General features: G+C 61.1%; 14 protein-coding genes and 1 pseudogene. 14 read left to right on the forward strand and 1 reads right to left on the reverse strand.

What is annotated here, in order from left to right; all coding sequences use genetic code 11:
* The first annotated feature begins 97 nt into the window (after positions 1–97).
* The 6 genes from CFN46_RS03465 to astB all read left to right on the forward strand — a co-directional run bounded on the left by CFN46_RS03465 (position 98) and on the right by astB (position 7,700).
* Positions 98–1,099 carry a GlxA family transcriptional regulator gene (locus tag CFN46_RS03465; RefSeq protein ID WP_024951610.1) on the forward strand — a complete coding sequence of 334 codons (1,002 nt, stop codon included), beginning with the start codon at positions 98–100 and terminating at the stop codon, positions 1,097–1,099.
* Between the two features lie 155 nt (positions 1,100–1,254).
* Positions 1,255–2,478: an aspartate aminotransferase family protein gene (locus CFN46_RS03470; protein WP_024951611.1), complete on the forward strand. Its 1,224-nt coding sequence runs from the start codon at positions 1,255–1,257 to the stop codon at positions 2,476–2,478.
* A 23-nt stretch (positions 2,479–2,501) separates the two neighbouring features.
* Positions 2,502–3,563, forward strand: coding sequence for an arginine N-succinyltransferase (locus tag CFN46_RS03475; RefSeq protein ID WP_024951612.1), 1,062 nt, complete (start codon positions 2,502–2,504; stop codon positions 3,561–3,563).
* Entirely contained in the window at positions 3,563–4,606 is a 1,044-nt protein-coding gene (astA, locus tag CFN46_RS03480) for an arginine N-succinyltransferase (RefSeq protein WP_024951613.1), read from the forward strand. The genes CFN46_RS03475 and astA overlap by 1 nt, the downstream gene beginning before the upstream one ends.
* A 131-nt stretch (positions 4,607–4,737) precedes the next feature.
* Positions 4,738–6,237 (forward strand): succinylglutamate-semialdehyde dehydrogenase, encoded by a 1,500-nt coding sequence (gene astD / locus CFN46_RS03485; RefSeq protein WP_088742720.1) that lies wholly within the window; start codon positions 4,738–4,740, stop codon positions 6,235–6,237.
* A 101-nt stretch (positions 6,238–6,338) separates the two neighbouring features.
* The gene (gene astB, locus CFN46_RS03490; protein WP_024951615.1) at positions 6,339–7,700 is read left to right on the forward strand and encodes an N-succinylarginine dihydrolase; all 1,362 of its coding nucleotides are present in this window, start codon (positions 6,339–6,341) and stop codon (positions 7,698–7,700) included.
* Between the two features lie 130 nt (positions 7,701–7,830).
* On the opposite strand, the gene CFN46_RS03495 is transcribed toward astB, so the two are convergent.
* Positions 7,831–9,021 carry an MFS transporter gene (locus tag CFN46_RS03495; protein WP_176426403.1) on the reverse strand — a complete coding sequence of 397 codons (1,191 nt, stop codon included), beginning with the start codon at positions 9,019–9,021 and terminating at the stop codon, positions 7,831–7,833.
* A gap of 295 nt (positions 9,022–9,316) precedes the next feature.
* On the opposite strand from CFN46_RS03495, the gene CFN46_RS03500 reads away from it, so the two are divergent.
* The 8 genes and pseudogenes from CFN46_RS03500 (at position 9,317) to CFN46_RS03535 (ending at position 20,393) form a co-directional block, all read left to right on the forward strand.
* Entirely contained in the window at positions 9,317–10,336 is a 1,020-nt protein-coding gene (locus CFN46_RS03500; RefSeq protein WP_088742722.1) for a LysR family transcriptional regulator, read from the forward strand.
* A 202-nt stretch (positions 10,337–10,538) separates the two neighbouring features.
* On the forward strand, positions 10,539–11,978 hold the full coding sequence (eat, locus tag CFN46_RS03505; protein ID WP_088742723.1) for an ethanolamine permease: 1,440 nt from the start codon (positions 10,539–10,541) through the stop codon (positions 11,976–11,978).
* A gap of 72 nt (positions 11,979–12,050) precedes the next feature.
* The gene (locus CFN46_RS03510; protein ID WP_024951617.1) at positions 12,051–13,466 is read left to right on the forward strand and encodes a glutamine synthetase family protein; all 1,416 of its coding nucleotides are present in this window, start codon (positions 12,051–12,053) and stop codon (positions 13,464–13,466) included.
* A gap of 85 nt (positions 13,467–13,551) precedes the next feature.
* A complete protein-coding gene (locus CFN46_RS03515; protein WP_088742724.1) occupies positions 13,552–14,937 on the forward strand; it encodes an aldehyde dehydrogenase family protein in 1,386 nt (461 codons plus the stop codon).
* A 46-nt stretch (positions 14,938–14,983) separates the two neighbouring features.
* The gene (locus CFN46_RS03520; protein WP_088742725.1) at positions 14,984–16,153 is read left to right on the forward strand and encodes an iron-containing alcohol dehydrogenase; all 1,170 of its coding nucleotides are present in this window, start codon (positions 14,984–14,986) and stop codon (positions 16,151–16,153) included.
* A gap of 45 nt (positions 16,154–16,198) precedes the next feature.
* On the forward strand, positions 16,199–16,921 hold the full coding sequence (locus tag CFN46_RS03525; RefSeq protein WP_088742726.1) for a gamma-glutamyl-gamma-aminobutyrate hydrolase family protein: 723 nt from the start codon (positions 16,199–16,201) through the stop codon (positions 16,919–16,921).
* Between the two features lie 501 nt (positions 16,922–17,422).
* Positions 17,423–17,896, forward strand: a pseudogene (locus CFN46_RS03530) ((2Fe-2S)-binding protein); the annotation flags it as partial.
* Positions 17,897–18,026: 130 nt separating this feature from the next.
* A complete protein-coding gene (locus CFN46_RS03535) occupies positions 18,027–20,393 on the forward strand; it encodes a xanthine dehydrogenase family protein molybdopterin-binding subunit (protein WP_088742728.1) in 2,367 nt (788 codons plus the stop codon).
* Positions 20,394–20,437 lie beyond the last annotated feature (44 nt).

A 20,437-nucleotide genomic window follows, 5' to 3' on the forward strand; every position in this document is an offset into this window, starting at 1 on the left:
AGGATTTTGATGTGTAGGCGACGCGCAGAGTACGTAAGGCATGGCACAATATGGCATCTTTCCTATAACAGCCTCTGACGGACACTGTCTGATTCCCATGCCTGTGGATGCACTGGTTTCTCCCAGGGCGCAGCAACGCCAGATTGGCTTCGTTCTGCTGCCCGGTTTCTCATTACTGTCTCAAGCTTGCGCGCTGGAGCCTCTTCAGGTGGCCAATCAGCTCGCGGGGCAGACCCTCTATCGTGCCGTTACCTTCGCGCTCGACGGACGAGGTGTTGCCTCGGCCGCGGGGCTCTCATTGGCGCCGGATAGCCTGGTGGCCAGTGATGCCCGTCATCTGGATGCCCTATTCGTGTGCGGCGGTCAGCCGGCTGGTGAGAGCAGTCAGCTTGGCATGGCTTCTGATCCCGCCTTGTTGACATGGCTGAAGCGCCTGGCCGAGCGTGGCGTGATATTGGGTGGTATCTCTACCGGTACAAGAGAGCTGGCACGCGCCGGTTTGCTCGACGGTTATCGCGTTACCGTGCATTGGCAGCGGTCTGAGTCGTTTCGGCGTGACTTCCCTCAGGTACGAGTGTCCCATCAGCTTTATGAGCTGGATCGAGACCGCTTGAGCTGTGGTGGTGGTACTGCCGCAATGGACATGATGATGACGATGATCGCGCAGCAGCATGGCCGCAAGCTGGCCGAGAAGGTCTCTGAGCACTTTGTCTGTGAGCGTATTCGGCTGGCGGACGAGCCTCAGCATGTGCCGCTCAAAAACCGCTTTGCGCACGCGCCGCAGCCTCTGGTGGAGGCAGTCACCCTGATGGAGGCCAATATTGAGGAGCCGTTGACCACGCACGAGATCGGCGAGCATCTCGGTATCTCACGGCGTCAACTGGAACGGCTGTTCAAGAAGCACCTACAATCCGTGCCCAGTCGCTATTATCTCGATCTGCGTCTTGCCCGCTCGCGCCAGCTATTGCGTGAGAGTGATCAGCCTATCGGTGAGATCGCGCTGGCGACAGGCTTCTCCAGTGCAGCCCATTTCTCCACTGCCTTCCGTAACCATTTCGGTCGCAGTCCCCGCGACGAACGTCTCATTCAGCACGGCTGATTGGCCGTCTTGCAGGTAAAAGCCGTCACCTGACATAAGTCGTCGTCCTTTCCCTGAAAGTCATTGTCACGTTGTCTCCCTATACTCGATAGTCATAGCCCGAGGGATCGCTGTGTGTCACCAGCGCCTCGGTCCGACCCTGCGATGAGGAAGAGATGATGACCCAGCTGACCCGTGCCGATTTCGACCATGCCATGGTGCCTAACTACGCACCCCAGGCTGCCATTCCGGTGCGCGGTGAGGGGAGCCGTCTGTGGGATCAGGAAGGTCGCGAGTACATCGATTTTGCGGGTGGCATCGCCGTCACCTCTCTGGGCCACTGCCATCCGGCGCTGGTCAAGGCGCTCAAGGATCAGGCCGACAAGGTCTGGCACCTGTCCAACGTCTATACCAATGAGCCAGCGCTGGCGCTAGCCAAGGCGCTGACCGAGCGCACCTTCGCCGACAAGGTCTACTTCTGTTCCTCCGGTGGGGAAGCCAACGAAGCCGCCCTCAAGCTGGCCCGCCGCTTCGCCTACAACGAACATGGCGAGAAGAAGGACAAGATCATCTCCTTCCGTCAGTCCTTCCATGGCCGCACCTTCTTCACCGTTAGCGTCGGCGGACAGCCCAAGTACTCTCAGGGCTTCGGTCCGATCCCGGGCGGCATCCTGCACGCCGAATTCAACAATCTCGATTCCGTGCGCGAGCTGATGGGCGATGACACCTGCGCGATCATCGTCGAGCCGCTGCAGGGTGAAGGTGGCATCATCCCGGGCGAACAATCCTTCCTCGAAGGACTGCGTGCTCTGTGTGATCAGCACAATGCTCTGTTGATTTTCGACGAAGTGCAGAGCGGTGCCGGTCGTACCGGGCATCTTTATGCTTATGAGCACTTTGGCGTGGTGCCGGACATCCTGACCACCGCCAAAGGCATCGGTGGCGGCTTCCCGCTGGGGGTCATGCTCACTACCGATCGTATCGCGCCGGCGATGGCTATCGGGACGCATGGCTCTACCTATGGCGGTAACCCGCTAGCCTGTGCCGTTGGTCTTGCGGCATTGGAAACCATCGATACGCCGGAAGTCCTTGAAGGCGTCGCTTATCGTCACCAATTGTTGCGCAATGGCCTGGAAGGCATTGGCCAGCGTCACGGCGTCTTCCAGGAAGTGCGTGGCATGGGTCTTTTGATCGGTGCCGAGATGGCGCCTGGCTATGCTGGTCGCGCCAAGGACATCCTCAATCTGGCGATGGAAGAAGGCCTGATGGTACTGGTGGCCGGGCCTGACGTATTGCGCCTAGCACCGTCGCTGGTGATCAGCGAAGCCGAGATCCAGAGTGGCCTCGACAAGCTTGATCGTGCCGTGGCGAGCTTCGTCGCCGCCTCTGCGTCCGCATGAGCAGTGCCATGAGCAGCGCGCCGATGCTGGTGGTGCGTCCTGCCGAAAGCCGCGATCTGCTCGCTCTCGAGCGGCTCGCGGCGACGGCTACGCCACGCCTGACGAATCTGCCGCCACACCGCGATCGCCTTGAGGAGCGCATTACGCGCTCCCAACGTAGCCTGCGTGCCGAGATCGATTTCCCCGGCGACGAAATCTACTGTTTCGTGTTGGAAGATCTTGAAACGCAAGAAGTGGTAGGGACTGCCTCCCTGCGTGCCGAGGCTGGCGCGCGGGAAGCCTATTATACCTATCGGCAGGAGACGCTGATCCACGCGTCTCAGCAGCTCAATGTCCGCCATGAAGTGCAGACGCTGGCGCTGTCCCATGAAGTCTCGGAGGCCACGTTGCTGTGCGCCTTGTCGTTGGATACCCGCTATCGCGAGACAGATGCCGATAGCCTGCTGCGGCGTGCGCGCTTGATGTTCATTGCTCAGTATCCCGAGCGTTTCGCCAATGAGTTGGCGGTCGCGTTCCCGGGCTATCTGGAAGTGCGTGATGAGCACGTGGTCAGTCCATTCTGGGACAGCGTCGGCCAGCACTTCTTTGATCGCGATTTCAATGAAATCAATCAGATGGCAGGCGTGCGCTCCAAGAGTTTCATCGCTGAAGTCATGCCGCCGTTCCCGCTATACCTGCCGCTGCTCACGCCTCAGGCGCGCGCCGCCATCGGGCGTGAGAACCAGCGTCACGAATATGCCATGCAGGAAATGCTGGCTGAGGGCTTCTCGCGCTCACGCCATGTCGACATCTTTGATGCTGGCCCCTTGTTGCTGGCCGAGCGTGAGCGTCTGCACACCTTTGCCAACTGTGGCTGGCATCCGGTACGCATTCGTCCCGCTGAAAGTCTGCCAGACGCCGTGCCGGCGATGGTCGCCAACCAGCGCCTGGGTGGCTTCCGCTGCGTGTTGGCGCGTTATGCACTGACGCCGACGGGTCAGTTGATGCTGACCCCGGAGCAAGCCGAAGTACTGGGTGTGGAAGAAGGGCGTGCCGTATTGGCAGTGCCGATGCCGCTGCCGGCTGTCGACGAAGGAGAGCTTTGATGCGTATTCGTCCGATTGCCCGTCATGATATCGAAGGGCTGAAGGTACTGGCGCGCGAGACTGGCGTCGGTTTTACCTCTCTGCCTGATAACCATGAGTTTCTGATCGCCAAGATAGAACGCACGCTGGCTGCTTTCGAGTCGCGCGAGCAGAGCGAAGACCGACTTTATTTCTTCGTACTGGAAGATGATAGCGACGGCAGTATCGCCGGGTGTTGTGCTGTTGAAGCCTGTGTCGGTACCGATGCGCCGTTCTATCACTATCGATTGGGGTCATTGGCACACTCTTCGGTGCAGCTGAATCTACATCGCACCCTGGACACCCTGACCCTGTGCTCAGACCACACGGGTGACGCCGAGGTCTGCTCACTGTTTCTGCGTGAAGACTGGCGACGTGACCGCAACGGTGCACTGCTCTCCAAGGTGCGCTGGTTGTTCATGGCGCAATTCCGTGAGGCATTTCCGGACAAGGTACTGGCCGAGATGCGCGGTGTCTTCACTCCCGAAGGGCGTAGCCCGTTCTGGGAGTGTCTGGGCAGCCACTTCTTCCCGATGGACTTCGATGAGGCCGACCGTCTCACTGGTATGGGTCAGAAGAGCTTCATCGGCGAGCTGATGCCCAAGTTCCCGATTTACACGCCGTTCTTGTCCGAATCAGCACGTGCCGCTATTGGTCAGGTACACGAGCACACTCGACCGGCAGTGGCGATGCTCAAGAAGGAAGGGCTGCGCTGGGAAGGCTACGTCGACATCTTTGATGGTGGCCCGACAGTGGAGGCCTATATCGATGACGTACGTGCCGTGCGCGATAGTCAGCTGGCCCGCGTCGAGCTGATTGAGGGCAATGCTCCCGTCACTGACCGACCCTCCATCATGGCCTCCACTCTCTCAATGGCCGACTTCCGGGCTAGCTGGATTAGCCATGCTGTTACTCAGGTCAGCGAAGGGCCGGACGAGGGCGAGTCTGTCGTGTGTCTCTATCGTGATGAGGCCGAGCGACTAGGGGTCAGCGCAGGCGATTCGCTGCGCGTGCTGGCAGGCTAATAAGGCGTGCCTTCGCATCTTGTGACTATCACGGTGATTTTCGTCCCCATCATCACGGGGCAGTACGCCAACTGTTCCATTCCTTTTCGTTTGCGTCGCGACTGCGGCGCGCCATCTCCATGAGGCATGCCATGACCGATACGACTCCGACTTCCGCCACGCTCAAGGTGCGTCAACAGCTCTATATCGGCGGTGAATGGCTGAACGGTGAAGCGGCACACTTTGCCAAGACCGATCCCGTCTCTCACGCACCGCTATGGGAAGCTGGCGCGGCGAGTACTGCTCAGGTCGAGCATGCCGTCGCTGCAGCGCGGCAGGCGTTTCCGGCGTGGGCAATGCAGAGCTTTGAGGCACGATTGGCCGTGGTAGAGCGCTTCCGTGATCAGTTGGAGCAACACCGTGAAGCCCTGGCGACGAGTATTGCCAGCGAGACGGGCAAGCCGCTGTGGGAGGCGCGCACCGAAGTTGGCGCGATGATCGGCAAGATTGCCATCTCGGTGAAGGCCTATCACGAGCGTACCGGTGAGCGTTCAAAAGATGTCGCGGGTACTCAAGCGGTGCTGCGCCATCGTCCGCATGGCGTGATGGCGGTGTTTGGCCCCTACAACTTCCCGGGCCACCTGCCCAACGGACACATGGTGCCAGCACTGCTGGCGGGCAATACCTGTGTGTTCAAGCCGTCCGAGCTGACACCGGCGACCGCTGATCTGACCCTGCAATGCTGGGCAGACGCGGGCTTGCCGGCGGGTGTGATCAATCTGGTGCAAGGTGCGGCAGAAGTGGGTCAGGCACTGTCCCAGTCCGAAGGTATCGATGGCCTGTTGTTCACTGGTAGCGCCAAGGTCGGCAAGTTGCTGCACCGTCAGTTCGCCGGACAGGTCGGCAAACTTCTGGCGCTGGAGCTGGGCGGCAACAATCCGCTGGTGGTGCGTGATGTGCCAGACCAGACAGCAGCCGTGCTGGCCATTGTGCAGTCGGCGTTTGCTTCCGGTGGCCAGCGCTGCACCTGTGCACGCCGCCTGATGGTGCCGCAGGGCGAGGTGGGTGATCGCCTGATCGAGGCATTGGCGAGTGCACTGCGCGAGCTACGTGTGGCGGGCCAGTTTGATGAAGATGCACCTTTCTATAGCGGTCTGGCCAGCGTGGCGGCCGCTGATGGCCTGCTCAAGGCGCAGGATGATCTCGAGGCGCTGGGTGGCAACGTCATCGTGCGCATGCAACGCGTCGAGGAAGGCACCAGTCTACTCAGTCCGGCGCTGATCGATGTCACCGGCCTCACGCTTGAGGATGAGGAGTTCTTTGGTCCGCTGCTCAAGATTCACCGTTATGCTGACTGGGATGATGCCATCGCGTTGGCCAATGACACACGTTACGGCCTGTCGGCGGGTCTGATCGGGGGGGAGCGCGCCGACTGGGATGACTTTCTGCTGCGTATTCGTGCTGGCATCGTCAACTGGAATCGTCAGACTACCGGCGCCTCCGGCGATGCGCCCTTCGGTGGCATCGGTGACAGTGGCAACCACCGTCCCAGCGCCTATTACGCAGCCGATTACGTCAGCTATCCAGTGGCCTCGATGGAGGCTGACAGCCTGGTGCTACCGGCGACGCTACCGGCAGGCATTCGACTGTAGCGTCTGGCTCGCGGGCGGCGCATGTCGATCGAATGAAGTGCGCCGCACCCTGTTTCCCCTATTTTCAGCATGACGCTGTTGCGTCGTGTCAGGAGTTGCTCATGTCCAGTTCACCCTCCGGCATTACGGACCATCGCGAGGTCAATTTCGACGGCCTGGTCGGCCCGACGCATAACTATGCCGGGCTCGCCCACGGTAATGTTGCTTCGATGCGCCACGGCGGCCTGGCCTCCAATCCGCGTGAAGCCGCGTTGCAGGGCCTCGACAAGATGAAGTCGCTGGCGGACTTGGGTTATGCACAGGGGGTTCTGCTGCCGCAGCAACGGCCGGATATCGGTGCACTGCGTGAGCTGGGCTTCAGTGGTAGCAATGCCGAGGTGCTCAAGGCCGCCAGTGAGCAGGCGCCACAGCTGTTGCGCGCGGTGTGCTCCGCTTCCAGCATGTGGACGGCGAATGCCGCCACCGTCACGCCTTCGCGAGACACGTCGGATGCCCGCGTGCACTTCACGCCAGCCAACCTGCAGTCGAGCTTTCACCGTTATCTGGAGCCCGCGACGACGGGGCGCATCCTCACGTCCATCTTCCGTGACGAGACGTACTTCGCGCATCATCCGGCACTGCCTGCCACGCCGGCGTTCTCCGATGAAGGCGCGGCCAATCACACGCGGCTGTGCGATGGGCATGGCGGGCCGGGCGTACATCTCTACGTCTATGGCCGTCAGGCCTTCGGTGGCGATGGCGTTGAGCCACAGCGGTATCCGGCCCGTCAGACGTTGGAAGCTAGCCAGGCGGTGGCACGTCAGCATGGCTTGAGTGCTGATCAGGTCGTATTCGCTCAGCAACATCCGGAGGCCATCGATGCCGGTGTCTTCCACAACGATGTCATCGCGGTGGGCAATGGGCCGGTATTGTTCTATCACGAGCTGGCCTTCCGCGATGAAGAAGCGGTGCTCGACGAGATTCGCGCCAAGCTGTCCACGCCACTGATCCCGATTCGTGTGCCGTTGGAAGCCGTCAGCCTTGAAGATGCCGTGTCATCCTATTTGTTCAATTCTCAGCTATTGTCCAACGACGATGGCAGCATGACGCTGGTGGTGCCGGGAGAATGCCAGGAGAACGAGGCGGTGTGGAACGCGCTACAGAACGCGATTCTGGCCGGCCCCAACCCAATCGGCGAAGTGCTGGTCAAGGACGTCAAGCAGAGCATGCGCAACGGCGGTGGCCCTGCTTGCCTGCGTCTGCGAGTGGTGCTGAGTGAGGCTGAACGCACCGCGCTGTCAGGCCGCGTTATCATGAATGACGGTCTGCATGGTGAGCTGGGGGAGTGGGTGAAGCGTCATTACCGTGACCATCTGACACCGGCCGACCTGGCAGACCCAAAGCTTGCAGAGGAAACGCTCACCGCACTGGACGAGCTGACGCGTCTGCTCAAGGTCGGCAATGTCTACGCCTTCCAGCAGTAGGCAAGCGGGCCATCGGCAAGTGAGCATTAGATAGACAAGCCGCAACAGGTACATGCCACAAGAACAGGCCCTGTCGGGAAACCGGCAGGGCCTGTGTCGTTTCAGCGCCTGAGTGACTGATCCACTTTGTTCAGGCCAGCTGTGGCTGCGAGGCACGCTTGGGCTCACGGCGCACCGGCCAGTGGACGAGTGCGGCCAGCACACCGAACACGGCACTGGTGATCCACAGCAGATCGTAGCTACCGGTCATCTGATAGACCACGCCGCCACCCCAGGCGCCGAGGAAGGCACCGAGCTGATGCGCAGCCAGCACCATGCCGAACACGAAGGCCTGACGCTTCTGGCCAAAGTAGAGGCCAACGGCCTGGTTGGTCAGCGGTACGGTGGACAGCCACAACATGCCCATGATCGCCCCGAATGTGTACAGCAGGGTGCTGGTCGGCGGTAGCACCACCATCGCCATCACCAGGGCTGCGCGGCACAGATAGATCAGCATCAGCAGTTGCGGCGGATGGCGGCGACCGCCCCACGCCCCAAAAGCGATGGTGCCGGCGATATTGAGTGCCCCGATGATGGCCAGCGTGTTGCCCGCCACGTTCAGTGGCAGGCCACAGGCGACCACGAAATTGGGCAAGTGAGTGGCGATGAAGGCGACATGCACCCCGCAGACAAAGAAGCCGCCCGCCAAGGCCAGAAAGCGGCGATCTTGCCATAGCGGGCACGTGATCGTCGGTACCTCCTCGGGTATGTCATTCTCGACAGCAGGGCGTCGTAGCAGCGGCAATGCCAGCGGAATCAGCAACAGACAGCTGGCTGCCAATGCCAGTAGCGCGGTTTGCCAGTCGATCAATACCAGCAGCGGCGTGATCAATGAATAGATCAGCTGACCCATCGAGCCACCCGCCGAGGCGATGCCGAGTCCCAGCCCTCGATGTGCCGGTGGCACGACGCGTGAGACCGCCGCCAGCACCAGCGGGAAGGTGGTGGCCCCGATGCCGATGCCTGCCAACACCCCGGCCCCGAGCATCCAGCTTAGCGTTGTCGGCCATAGCGCCGTCATCCCCATGCCAGCTGTGTAGCATAGGCTGCCGACCAGAAAGACACTCAGCGTGCCAAAGCGATCAGATAGCTTGCTGGCCAGTGGGGCAGTCAATCCGAAGACAAGATTCTGCACTGCCAGCGCCAGCGACAGGCTGCCCATGCCCCATTCCAGCGTCGTCGCCATCGGCGGTAAAAGAAATCCGAGTGCCTGCCGTGCGCCGGTATTGATGGCCAGTATCAGCGCCGCTAGCGCAATCGCCGCCTTCCAGTTCAGTTGCATGCCCATTCCCTGCTTGTCGTTGCTATTGTTTTGATTGTTCTTGTCGCTTTGGGTGCAAGTATGCGCATCACCGCAACCGTGCGGTATCAAAAAGCGATATACCTCGGAAGTCGGCTTGTGACCTGTTACGCGTTACGGCAGCCTGAAAGGCATATTAAGGGGTGCTCATATCTAAAAGCTTTAGGGCTTTCGGACCTGATCTGCCGTTATGGTGACTTTGAGACCTGATTGATGTCCGGTCAAAGCTGGGCTGATAGCGGGCCGAGCTGTTGCTGCGCTGCACAGGAGATAGATAATGGCGGGCCGTTTTGGATTCGATCTGCGCAGCATGGAAATCTTTGTCGAGACGCTCGAGCGCGGCAGTCAAACGGCAGCAGCGGAGTACCTTGGTATCAAGCAGTCCTCCGTCAGTCAGGCGCTGGCGACGCTGGAAGAAGGCGTCGGTGCCTTGCTATTCGTGCGTAATCGGCGTCCGTTGGAGCCTACCGCTGCAGGGCGCTTCTTTCTCGATCGAGCGCACACCTTGCTAGAGGAGGCGCGCCGTACTCACAGTGAGTTGGCCAGTGGCAGCTTCAATCGCCTGCATCAGGTACGCCTCGCACTGGTCGATTCGCTGGCAAGTGCCGTCGGCAAGCCGATGCTGCAAGCCATCCGTCGTCACACTGCTGACTACACCCTCACCACTGGCCTGTCTCACATGCATGGCCATTCGCTGCTGACACGTCACGTCGACATCATCATCTCTGATGACCGCCTTGAAGATTACGACAGCCTCGAACGCCACGACATTCTCTGTGAACCCTTCGTGCTGGTGTTACCTCCGCACTGGGATTCACACACGCAGATCGACAGTCTTGCCACGCTGGCCCGCCAGTTGGATTTCGTCCGCTATACCCCTCAGGCGCTGATCGGTCAGGCCATCGAGCGCTATCTACGGCTGGTGGGTTGCGAGCTCCCACAGCGACTCGCGCTGGATAACACCTTTGCGGTGCTGCGCATGGTCGCCGATGGTGCTGGCTGGACCATTACCACTCCCTTGTGTCTGCATCAGGCAGGCATCCGGCATCTTGGGCTCACGGTGCTGCCATTACCGACTGTCGCCACAGTGCCCGGCATCATGCAGCGCCATCTCAGTCTGGTGGCACGGCGAGACGAGCTGGGGGATCTGCCGCGGCAACTCGCTGAAGAAGCGCGTGAAGTGCTACGCCGTGACTACCTGGCGCTGATCGCGCGCGAGCTACCTTGGCTGATGGAACACATCGTCATTCGCTCGCCATCGCTTACAGGTGCATCAACAGTGCCGATGGCTCATTGAGGGCAGATATTGCACCGACATGGCTCACTATCGGTTTTACCTATACTGATGGCTGCCGTATCCGTGATGCATGCTGGCGCCATCTGGATTCCCTGCGCATATTCGTAATGGCTGATCTCATCAGCCACGCGCGGCGACATGCAGACAATGATGCGCCGACAGGATGATCCAATAACAACAAGATGATCACCGGAGGCCAGCAATGGCGAGTGCCAAGACGGGGACTGCCGCTGTCGAGTACGACAGTGTCGGCAATGACTATCTCGAACGACGCAAGTTGAAGAAGGGCGTGGCTGGCTGGGTATTGTTGGCGAGCCTTGGCGTGTCCTATGTGATTTCCGGCGACTATGCCGGATGGAATTTCGGACTGGCGGCTGGCGGGTTTGGCGGCATGTTGATCGCCACCTGCCTGATGGGCTTGATGTACACCTGCATGGTGCTGTCGCTGGCGGAAATGTCCTCCTCGATGCCCTCGGCAGGCGGGGGGTACAGCTTCGCGCGGCGCGCCATGGGTCCGTGGGGCGGTTATCTGACCGGCGCGGCCATCCTGTTGGAATATGCGATTGCGCCCGCTGCCATTGCCGTCTTCATCGGTGGTTATGTCAATGAACTGGTCGGGCTGGATGGGCCCTGGGTCTACGCCGCCTTCTACGCCATCTTCGTCGGTATCCATCTGTGGGGAGCCGGTGAGGCGCTCAAGATCATGATGTGCATCACGGCGCTGGCCGTGGTGGCGATCATCGTCTTCATCGTCGGCCTGATTCCACACTTCTCCGCGGATCGTCTATTCGATATTGCCGTCAGCAGCGATGCTGCGGGTGCCTCGACCTTCCTGCCGGAAGGCTACCTGGGGATCTGGAGCGCGCTGCCATTCGCCATGTGGCTGTTTCTGGCCGTGGAAGGCGTGCCGCTGGCCGCCGAAGAGGCAGATGACCCGGCGCGTGACATGCCGCGTGGCATCATCACCGCGATGGTCATCCTGCTTATCTTCGCCGCCTGTGTATTGCTGCTGGCCCCCGGTGCTGCCGGCGCCGAGGCCATGAAAGACCACGCGGCACCGTTGGTGGGCGCGCTGCAGGCCGTTTACGGTGAGTCTTCCTGGGCGGCTGGCTTCGTCAACCTGGTCGGTCTGGCTGGCCTCATCGCCTCATTCTTCTCGATCATCTACGGCTACTCACGGCAGGTCTTCGCGTTGTCACGCGCCGGCTATCTGCCGCGCAGTCTCTCGGTGACCAATTCGCGCAAGGTGCCGTTCATGGCACTCATCGTGCCCGGCATCATCGGCTTCTTGCTGTCGCTGACCGGCGAGGGTGACCTGATGATCACCATGGCGGTCTTCGGTGCCACGCTTTCCTACGCCTTGATGACGCTCTCCCACATTCTGCTGCGCCGCCGCGAGCCTGACCTCGAACGCCCTTATCGCACGCCGGGCGGTACGCTGACCTCCGGTATCGCCTTTGTACTCGCCATTGTCGCCTTCCTTTCGACCTTTGTGGTCAGCCTGGAAGCGGCACTGTGGTCTGGTGTGTTTTACCTCGCGATGATTGCCTGGTTCGGCCTTTACAGCCGTCATCATCTGGTCGCACAGGCACCCGAAGAAGAGTTTGAGGCCATTGCCCGCGCCGAGCGCGAGCTGGGCTGACGGTGAATCGTGCCGACGGACAGGCGCGATGACATATCAACAACAATATCAATACCTTCAGGAAGATGACTCATGAATGCGATGCAGCAGGCACCCGGTAAACACAAGACCAAAACCCTCAAGGCACGCGACGTAAAGAGCATCAAGGATGCACGGCGTATCGTCGAGCAACGTGGTCTGAGTCACGTCAAGGTCGGCATGTTCGACATCGACGGTGTAATGCTTGGCAAGTACATGCACAAGGACAAGTTCCTGTCCTCTCTCGAAGACGGCTTTGCCTTCTGCGATGTCGTGTTGGGCTGGGATAGCAAGGATGAGCTCTACGACAACACCAAGTTCACCGGTTGGCACACCGGCTATCCTGATGCACCGTTGCGCATTCTGCCGCATACCTGCCGTGATGTGCCGTGTGAAGGCGACATGCTGTTGTTTCTGTCGGAATTTGAGGGCAAGGCCGCCGAAATCTGTCCACGACGCCTGCTTGATCGCGTACTGACTGCTGGCGAGGAGATGGGCTACAAGGCCTTCGGGGCACTGGAATATGAGTTCTTCGTCTTCAAGGAAACGCCAGAATCCGTGCGCGAGAAGGGGTATCGCAATCTCAAGCCGCTGACACCCGATATGATGGGCTATTCGATGCTGCGCTCTAGCGTGCACAGCGAGCTGTATCACGAGCTGATGGAGCTGTCCGAGGCAATGGATTTCCCCATCGAAGGGCTGCATACCGAGACGGGGCCTGGTGTGCTGGAAGCTGCCATTGGCGTGGACGATGCGCGTAGTGCCGGCGACAAGGGCGCACTGTTCAAGACCTTCACCAAAGTCTGGGCGCAGCGACGCGGGCTGATGGCTACCTTCATGGCCAAGTGGTCGCCGGATTACCCGGGCCAGAGCGGCCATATTCATCTATCGCTGCGCAATCTGGATGACGATACCTCCGCCTTCTTCGAGGCCGATGCCCCGCATAGCATGAGCGCCGTTCAGCGTCACTTCGTGGCCGGTCAGCAGAAGCTGATGCCTGAGTTTCTGGCCATGTTTGCGCCCACCATCAACAGCTATACCCGCTTGATTCCGGGCTTCTGGGCGCCGACTGAAGCTACCTGGGGTGTTGAGAACCGCACCTGTGCGCTGCGCGTGATTCCCGGCGGCGACAAGAGTCAGCGGGTCGAATATCGCCTTGGTAGTGCCGATGCCAACCCTTATCTGGCATTGGCCGCCGCCGTCGCGGCGGGTCTCTATGGCATCCGCTACAAGCTTGAGCTTGAGGGCGAAGTCACCGGCAACGCCTACGAGATAGATCATCCGGAAAGTGCTGCACTGCCGCGCACCCTGTGGGACGCCGCCCAGCGTTTCAAGGCCTCTGATGCGGCGCGTGAGATGTTCGGCGATGCGTTCGTTGAGCACTTCGCCGCCACCCGTGAATGGGAAGAGCGCGAGTTCCGCAAGCACATCACCGACTGGGAGATGGACCGGTACTTCGAGATCATCTAGCGGTCTGTCTCATTCAATAGTCATTTTCGGTAAGCAGTTCTGGTATGCGGTGTTTCCCTTTCAGTGATCAACAGAGAGAGTGGCCATGAGTCTTCAGCAGACCCTTTCGCCGGTAGACGGCAGTGTCTACGTCAGCCGTGAGTTGGCGAGTCCGGCCAGTATTGAGCAGGCCGTGATGCAGAGTCGTGAGGCGCAGGTGGCCTGGAAGGCCACGCCGCTGAATGAGCGTGCGGCGCTGTGCTTGAAGATGGTCGAGGCATTCGTGGCGCGTCGTGATGAGCTGGCCAGCGAGCTGACCTGGCAGATGGGCCGCCCGATCAGCCAGGCCGCTGGCGAGATTGGCGGCTTCGAGGAGCGTGCCCGCACCATGATCGCGTTGGCTGAGTCGGCGCTTGCGCCACTGACGCTTGCCGACAAGCCCGGCTTTACCCGCTATATCACGCGTGAACCGCTGGGTACCGCGTTGATCATCGCGCCGTGGAATTTCCCTTACATGACGGCAGTGAATGCCATCGTGCCTGCACTGATGGCCGGTAACTGCGTGCTGCTCAAGCACTCGGCTCAGACTCCGCTATGTGCCGAGCGCATTCAGCAAGCCTGCGATGCTGCCGGTCTGCCCGCTGGCGTCTTCCAGCATCTTCACCTGTCACATGCCGATACCGAGGCGCTGATCGCTGACAAGCGTATCGACTATGTGTCTTTTACCGGCTCGGTGGCGGGCGGGGCAATGGTGGAGCGCTCTGCGGCGGGTCGCTTCATCCCGACTGGACTGGAGCTGGGCGGCAAGGACCCCGCCTATATTCGCGCCGATGTGGATATCGACGCTGCCGTAGACGGCGTGATGGATGGCGCGATGTTCAACTCCGGCCAGAGCTGCTGTGGCATCGAGCGTATTTATGTCGCGCGCGACATCCACGCCGCCTTCGTCGAGCGAGCGGTGGCTTGGGTCCGTCAGCTGCGGCTGGGAGACCCCACCGATCCCGCCACCACGCTTGGGCCGCTGTCGCGTGCCAGCGGTGCAGATTTCGTGCGCGGGCAGATTGAAGACGCTGTCGCACAGGGCGCGCGTGCGCTGATAGACCCCGCCGACTATCCCCTGTCACGCCCCGGCAGTGCCTATCTGGCACCTCAGGTGCTGGTGGACGTCACTCACGACATGGCCGTGATGCGCGAGGAAAGCTTCGGGCCTGTGGTCGGCATCATGGCAGTGGACTCCGACGAGGAAGCCATACGCCTGATGAATGACAGTAACTTCGGGCTGACCGCTGCGGTCTTCACGCGCGATCTCGAGGCAGGGCAGCGCATCGCCGAGCAACTTGATGCCGGCACCGTGTTTACCAATCGCTGCGACTATCTGGACCCGGAGCTTGCCTGGACCGGCGTCAAGGATTCCGGGCGGGGATGCTCGCTGTCACGCCTGGGTTATGACGTCCTCACGCGCCCGAAATCCTTCCACCTGAAACACGCCTGATCCAGCACGCTGGACGCAGCATCTACAACAATACGAGAGCCTGAACATGGATCATTACACCACTCAATGGAATTATCCCGCGGCCATCCGTACCGGCGTCGGTCGTATCGATGAGCTGGCTGAGGCCTGTCAGTCATTGGGCATGAAGGCGCCGCTGTTGATCACTGATCCCGGGCTTGCCGCGTTACCGATGGTGGAGGCTGCACTGACGAGCTGTCGCGCCGCTGGACTGCGCGTGGCGTGCTTCTCTGGCATCAAGGCCAACCCGAACGGCGCCAACGTAAGCGACGGGTGTGATGCCTTTCGCGCCGGTGACCATGATGGTGTGATCGCCTTCGGGGGCGGCTCTGCGTTGGACGCCGCCAAGGCCGTCGCGCTGATGGCCAATCAGCGCAAGGACCTGTCGCTGTGGGCGCTGGAAGATGTCGGTGACAACTGGCGCAACGCAGACCCTGCCGGCATCGTGCCGGTGGTGGCGGTGCCCACGACGGCGGGCACGGGGTCTGAAGTTGGGCGCGCCTCCGTCATCACCGACAGCGAGGCCGAGGTCAAGCGCATCATCTTCCATCCCGGCATGGTGCCGCAGAGCGTGATTCTGGACCCGGCACTAACCGTGGGTTTGCCCGCGAGCGTGACGGCGGCCACTGGCATGGATGCGCTCTCGCACAACCTCGAAGCCTGGTGTTCTCCGCTCTATCATCCGATGGCTGAAGGCATTGCCGCGGAAGGCATTCGTCTGGTGCGTGACTTCCTGCCGCGCGCCGTCGCTGATGGTCAGGATCTTGAAGCACGCCAGCAGATGTTGACGGCCTCGATGATGGGCGCGACTGCCTTCCAGCGTGGGTTGGGCGGCATGCATGCGCTGGCCCATCCGCTGGGTGCGTTGTATGACGCGCATCACGGCATGCTCAATGCCATCCTGATGCCCTACGTCTTGCGCGCCAATGCCTCGGCGATCGGAGAGCAGTCGGTGCGTCTGACGCGTTATCTAGGCCTTGCTCAGCCGGGTACCTCGACGCTCATCGACTGGGTGCTGGACCTGCGTGAATCGCTGGGCATTCCGCATACCTTGAGTGCGCTGAACATCGATATCGCTCAGGCAGAACGCGTGGCGCGCATGGCCGCTGAAGACCCGTCCGGTGGCACCAATCCGATTCCTTATGGCGCAGCTGATTATCAGCGTATCTTCGTCGCCGCGGTGGAAGGGCGCTTGTAATGCGCGTTCCAGACCGTTGTCTGAATATCTGTCATGGAGGTGTCGATGCATATTGGCTTGTTGCAATGCGATGACGTGAACCCGGTATTGATCGAGCGTCACGGCAACTATCCAGCCATGTTCGAGACGCTGCTCAAGCGAGTGGATCCGTCGATTCGCCTCAGTGTGTGGCGTTGTCTGGAGGGTGAGTTGCCGGATGATGTTGCCGCCTGTGATGGCTGGCTGACCACCGGGTCGCAGTTCGGGGTCAATGATGGCCTCGACTGGGTTGAGGGATTATGTGGATTCGTACGGCAGGTGCATGCGGCGCAGAGACCACTGGTGGGGATCTGCTTTGGACACCAGCTGATTGCCAAGGCGCTGGGCGGCCGCGTGGAGCAGCATGCGCGTGGCTGGGGGGTTGGCTTGTCGTTCAATCGCGTACGTGAGCAGCGCCCGTGGATGCAGCCGCCGCAGCCGGGTCTGGATCTGGTCGTCAGCCATCAGGATCAGGTGGCAGAGCTGCCCGAGGGCGCCCAGGTACTCGCCGACAGCAGCTTCTGTGCCTATTACCTGCTGGAAGTCGGCAGTTGTCTGGGCGTGCAGGGGCATCCGGAATTCAGTCCCGGCTACTCACGTGATCTGATGCAGCTGCGCCGTGAGCGTATCGGTGAACACCGCGTACGCGAGGGAGAAGCCTCGTTGAGTGTCGAGCCAGACAGCGTGGTGATGACGCATTGGCTGCTGGCCTTCATGCACTATTGGCTGGACAGAACTTCTAGCGCTTGATTCTGGGGCCAGAAACGGCTGGACGAGGTGTCTGACCTACTGACAGTCTCGACGGTAAGCGGGATATTGCCTCGATTTACCGTGTTTTTTACGCAGTTTCTTGTACGACTTCTACATGTTCGCTCGCCTCAGCCGCTATACTGTGAGGCCTGAGACGCAAGACGCCATCTCGCGGAACAGCGAGGTGGCGTCTTGCGTTGAGTATTCTGCTCGGCAGGCACCACACTGTTGCCTGTCACGCATCCCTAGCGGCAGTCGAGGGTCTGTAGAATCCCGCTGCCGAAGGTGTTGCCTGAATGAATGGACATGCTGTGCGTTGTCGGTTTCCTGACACCGGATGCTCAGCAGCTCGATAGTCTCGATACGCGCTTTGATGCCTGTATGCTCGCTGACGCCATGATCGAGATATGACCGTTTTGCTTCCCATGTCTGCCCGGGTACATCTCTGACTGCGAAAAGTCGCGCGGACGATGTGGCTGCCTGATTTCACGTTTTTGTTTCATGCTCCTGAGGAGAAGCCCCTTGGCCAACTTCACTCTGAACGGCAAGTCCGTCAGTCTCGAGGTCGATCCGCAAACCCCTTTGCTGTGGGTGCTGCGCGAGCATCTCGGCCTGACCGGTACCAAGTTCGGTTGCGGCATCGCCCAGTGTGGCGCCTGTACCGTCCACCTGAACGGCACGGCAGCACGTACCTGTGTATTGCCAGTGCTGGCGGCCGAAGGCGGTGACATCGTCACCATCGAGGGGCTGGCCGAGAATGATGATCACCCGCTGCAACAGGCCTGGGTCGAAGAGCAGGTGCCGCAGTGCGGTTACTGCCAATCGGGCCAGATCATGCAGGCGGCCAATTTCCTCAAGCACACCCCGAACCCGACTGACGAGCAGATCACTGCCGCCATGGCCGGTAACCTCTGCCGCTGCATGGCTTACGTACGCATTCATCGTGCCGTGAAGCGTGCAGCCGACATGGTGGGCCAGCAGGCAGAGGCGACTGCTCAGATGAGTGGTCAGCAGACTGAAGCCAGCGCCGCGACTGCCGGTGTCGGCAGTTTTGATCCACGTGCTGGTGTTTCTGTCGCTCGCACCGCCACCGAGGAGTCTTCTCATGGCAAGGTTTGAAGATCATCTGGCAGCCCAGCAGCGTGCCAACACTGACGAAAAGAGCGGCATTTCTCGCCGTGGTTTTCTGATCGGTAGCGTGGCGGGGTCTGCCATGCTTGCCTTTGGTGTGTCAGGCGCATCTCTGGCCGCCGCGACCAGCAACAAGGCGTCGGCAAGCGAGACGCTTTCCGCCGGCGCCTTCGAGCCGACCATGTGGTATGCCATCGGCACTGACGGCACCATCACCATCCATATCACCAAGGCCGAGATGGGCCAGCACGTCGCCACCAGCCTGGCGCGTCTGGTGATCGAGGAACTCGAGGCCGATCTGGCCTCCGTCGAGATCGTCTACGTCGACAGCGATCCCAAGTGGGGCTACATGATCACCGGCGGCAGCTGGTCGGTGAATCACAGCTACCAGCCGCTGTCGCAGGCAGGGGCTGCCGGGCGTATCGCGTTGATCGAAGCGGGCGCCAGACAGATGGGCGTGTCCGTCGAGAGCTGCAAGGCGCGTCAGGGACGCGTCATCAGCGGTGAGCAGTCGCTGGGCTATGGCGAGATCGTCGCCGCGGGCCTTGAGCGCAGCTTCACGGAAGATGAGCTTGCGGCCATCGAGCTCAAGCCGGCCTCCGAGCGCCGCGTGCTCGGCACCAAGGGCAATGCGCTGGATGTGCCGCCCAAGACCAATGGTCAGGCGGTCTACGGCATCGATTACACCCTGCCTGCCGAGGTGGAAGCCCGTGTCGGCAAGACGCTGCATGCGCGCCCGGTGCTGCCGCCGAGTCGCTTCGGCTGCAAGGTCACGGCCGTGGATGACAGCGAGGCCAGCAAGGTCATCGGCTACCGCCAGACCATCGAGCTCAAGGATCCGTCCGGCATGTGTCAGGGGTGGTTGGCGGTCATCGCCGACAACTTCTCGGCGGCCATGCGTGCCACCGACCTGCTCAAGGTGGAATGGAGCAAGGGCGACAGCTATCACATCGATGAGGCGGCAATCCAGGCAGAAGGCCAGCGACTGGTCAGCACCCCGAGTCGTGACAATGGCTCGCTGATGGTGGATCAGGGTGACCCTTCCGCGCTGATCGAAGGTGCGGCGACCACGGTGGAGTCCACCTTCACCACCTCAAGCGTCCTGCACTTCACTCTGGAGCCGGCCAATGCACTGGCCTATGAGGAGGAGGGGCATTGGCATGTCCACTGCGGCAACCAGCAGCAGTCATTGCTGATTCCCCTCGTCGCCAAGGCGCTGGAAGTCGAGGATGGCAAGATCACTCACCACCAGCTGTATCTGGGCGGTGGCTTCGGTCGTCGTCTCCACGGTGACTACGCCGTGCCGGCGGCACTGGCGGCCAAGGCGCTGGGGCGTCCGGTCAAGATGATCTTCACGCGCCCGGACGATAGCCGTTTCGATTGCGTGCGCTCGCCCTCGGTGCAGCGTGTGCGTTCCGGACTTGATGCCGATGGCCGTGTCGTGGCCTCCGAGCACGCCGCCGCGGCAGGCTGGCCGACTGCCGCGCTGATGCCGAGCTTCCTCGCCGAAGCCGTGGAAGGCGGTGGCAAGCTGGATTCCTTCTCCATCAGTGGCGCGGACCACTGGTACAACGTGGGCACCCAGCGTGTCTGGGCGCAGCAGAACAAGGTCGCTCATGAGGCCTTCGTGCCGGGGTATCTGCGCTCCGTCGCACCGGGCTGGACGCTATGGGCGGTCGAGCAGCATATCGATGAGCTGGCACTGGCGGCCAAGCAGGATCCCGCTGAATTCCGCCTCTCGCTGCTGGACGCCGAAGGCCGCAACGCAGGCAAGTCGCCGGTCAGCACGGGCGGTGCCGAGCGTCTGCGCACTGTTCTCAAGCGCGTGATGGAAAAATCAGGCTGGAGCGAGCGTGACAGCCTACCGGAAGATACCGGCATGGGCGTGGCGCTGAGCTTTGGTCAGGAACGCAACATGCCGACCTGGGTCGCTTGCGTGGCGCGGGTGAAGGTCGATCGCGCCTCTGGCGAGGTCAAGATCGAGCAGCTGACCACGGTGGTCGATGCCGGTACGCTGGCGCATCCTGATGGCGCCATGGCACAGCTGGAAGGCTCGCTGTTGTGGGGCGTTTCGATGGCGTTGCATGAAGGCACCGAATATCGTGATGGCGGCCCCGTGGCCCAGAATCTGGGTGCCTACCAGCCGTTGCGCATGCACCAGGTGCCGAAGATGGATCTTGAATTCATCGACAGCACCGAGATGCCGGTCGGTCTCGGTGAGCCGGGCACCACCGTGGTGGCACCGGCACTCGCCAATGCCATCCAGCATGCGGTTGGCGTACGTCTGCGTGATCTTCCGATGCGGCCTGCCAAGTTGAAGGCGGCGCTTACTGAGATCTAATCGCGTCTGATGCCCACAATGGCATAGCCCGCCACTCCGAGACA

This window comes from Cobetia sp. QF-1, from assembly GCF_002213105.1.
In the GTDB taxonomy this organism is placed as follows: domain Bacteria; phylum Pseudomonadota; class Gammaproteobacteria; order Pseudomonadales; family Halomonadaceae; genus Cobetia; species Cobetia crustatorum.

Excerpts from the sequence above, each read along its gene's own strand:
- eat (WP_088742723.1), top strand. The coding sequence starts at position 10,539 with ATGGCGAGTGCCAAGACGGGGACTGCCGCTGTCGAGTACGACAGTGTC.
- CFN46_RS03520 (WP_088742725.1), top strand. The coding sequence starts at position 14,984 with ATGGATCATTACACCACTCAATGGAATTATCCCGCGGCCATCCGTACC.
- CFN46_RS03525 (WP_088742726.1), top strand. The coding sequence starts at position 16,199 with ATGCATATTGGCTTGTTGCAATGCGATGACGTGAACCCGGTATTGATC.
- CFN46_RS03470 (WP_024951611.1), top strand. The coding sequence starts at position 1,255 with ATGATGACCCAGCTGACCCGTGCCGATTTCGACCATGCCATGGTGCCT.
- CFN46_RS03510 (WP_024951617.1), top strand. The coding sequence starts at position 12,051 with ATGAATGCGATGCAGCAGGCACCCGGTAAACACAAGACCAAAACCCTC.
- CFN46_RS03535 (WP_088742728.1), top strand. The coding sequence starts at position 18,027 with ATGGCAAGGTTTGAAGATCATCTGGCAGCCCAGCAGCGTGCCAACACT.
- CFN46_RS03515 (WP_088742724.1), top strand. The coding sequence starts at position 13,552 with ATGAGTCTTCAGCAGACCCTTTCGCCGGTAGACGGCAGTGTCTACGTC.
- CFN46_RS03500 (WP_088742722.1), top strand. The coding sequence starts at position 9,317 with ATGGCGGGCCGTTTTGGATTCGATCTGCGCAGCATGGAAATCTTTGTC.
- astB (WP_024951615.1), top strand. The coding sequence starts at position 6,339 with ATGTCCAGTTCACCCTCCGGCATTACGGACCATCGCGAGGTCAATTTC.
- CFN46_RS03495 (WP_176426403.1), bottom strand. The coding sequence starts at position 9,021 with ATGCAACTGAACTGGAAGGCGGCGATTGCGCTAGCGGCGCTGATACTG.
- CFN46_RS03475 (WP_024951612.1), top strand. The coding sequence starts at position 2,502 with ATGCTGGTGGTGCGTCCTGCCGAAAGCCGCGATCTGCTCGCTCTCGAG.
- astA (WP_024951613.1), top strand. The coding sequence starts at position 3,563 with ATGCGTATTCGTCCGATTGCCCGTCATGATATCGAAGGGCTGAAGGTA.
- astD (WP_088742720.1), top strand. The coding sequence starts at position 4,738 with ATGACCGATACGACTCCGACTTCCGCCACGCTCAAGGTGCGTCAACAG.
- CFN46_RS03465 (WP_024951610.1), top strand. The coding sequence starts at position 98 with ATGCCTGTGGATGCACTGGTTTCTCCCAGGGCGCAGCAACGCCAGATT.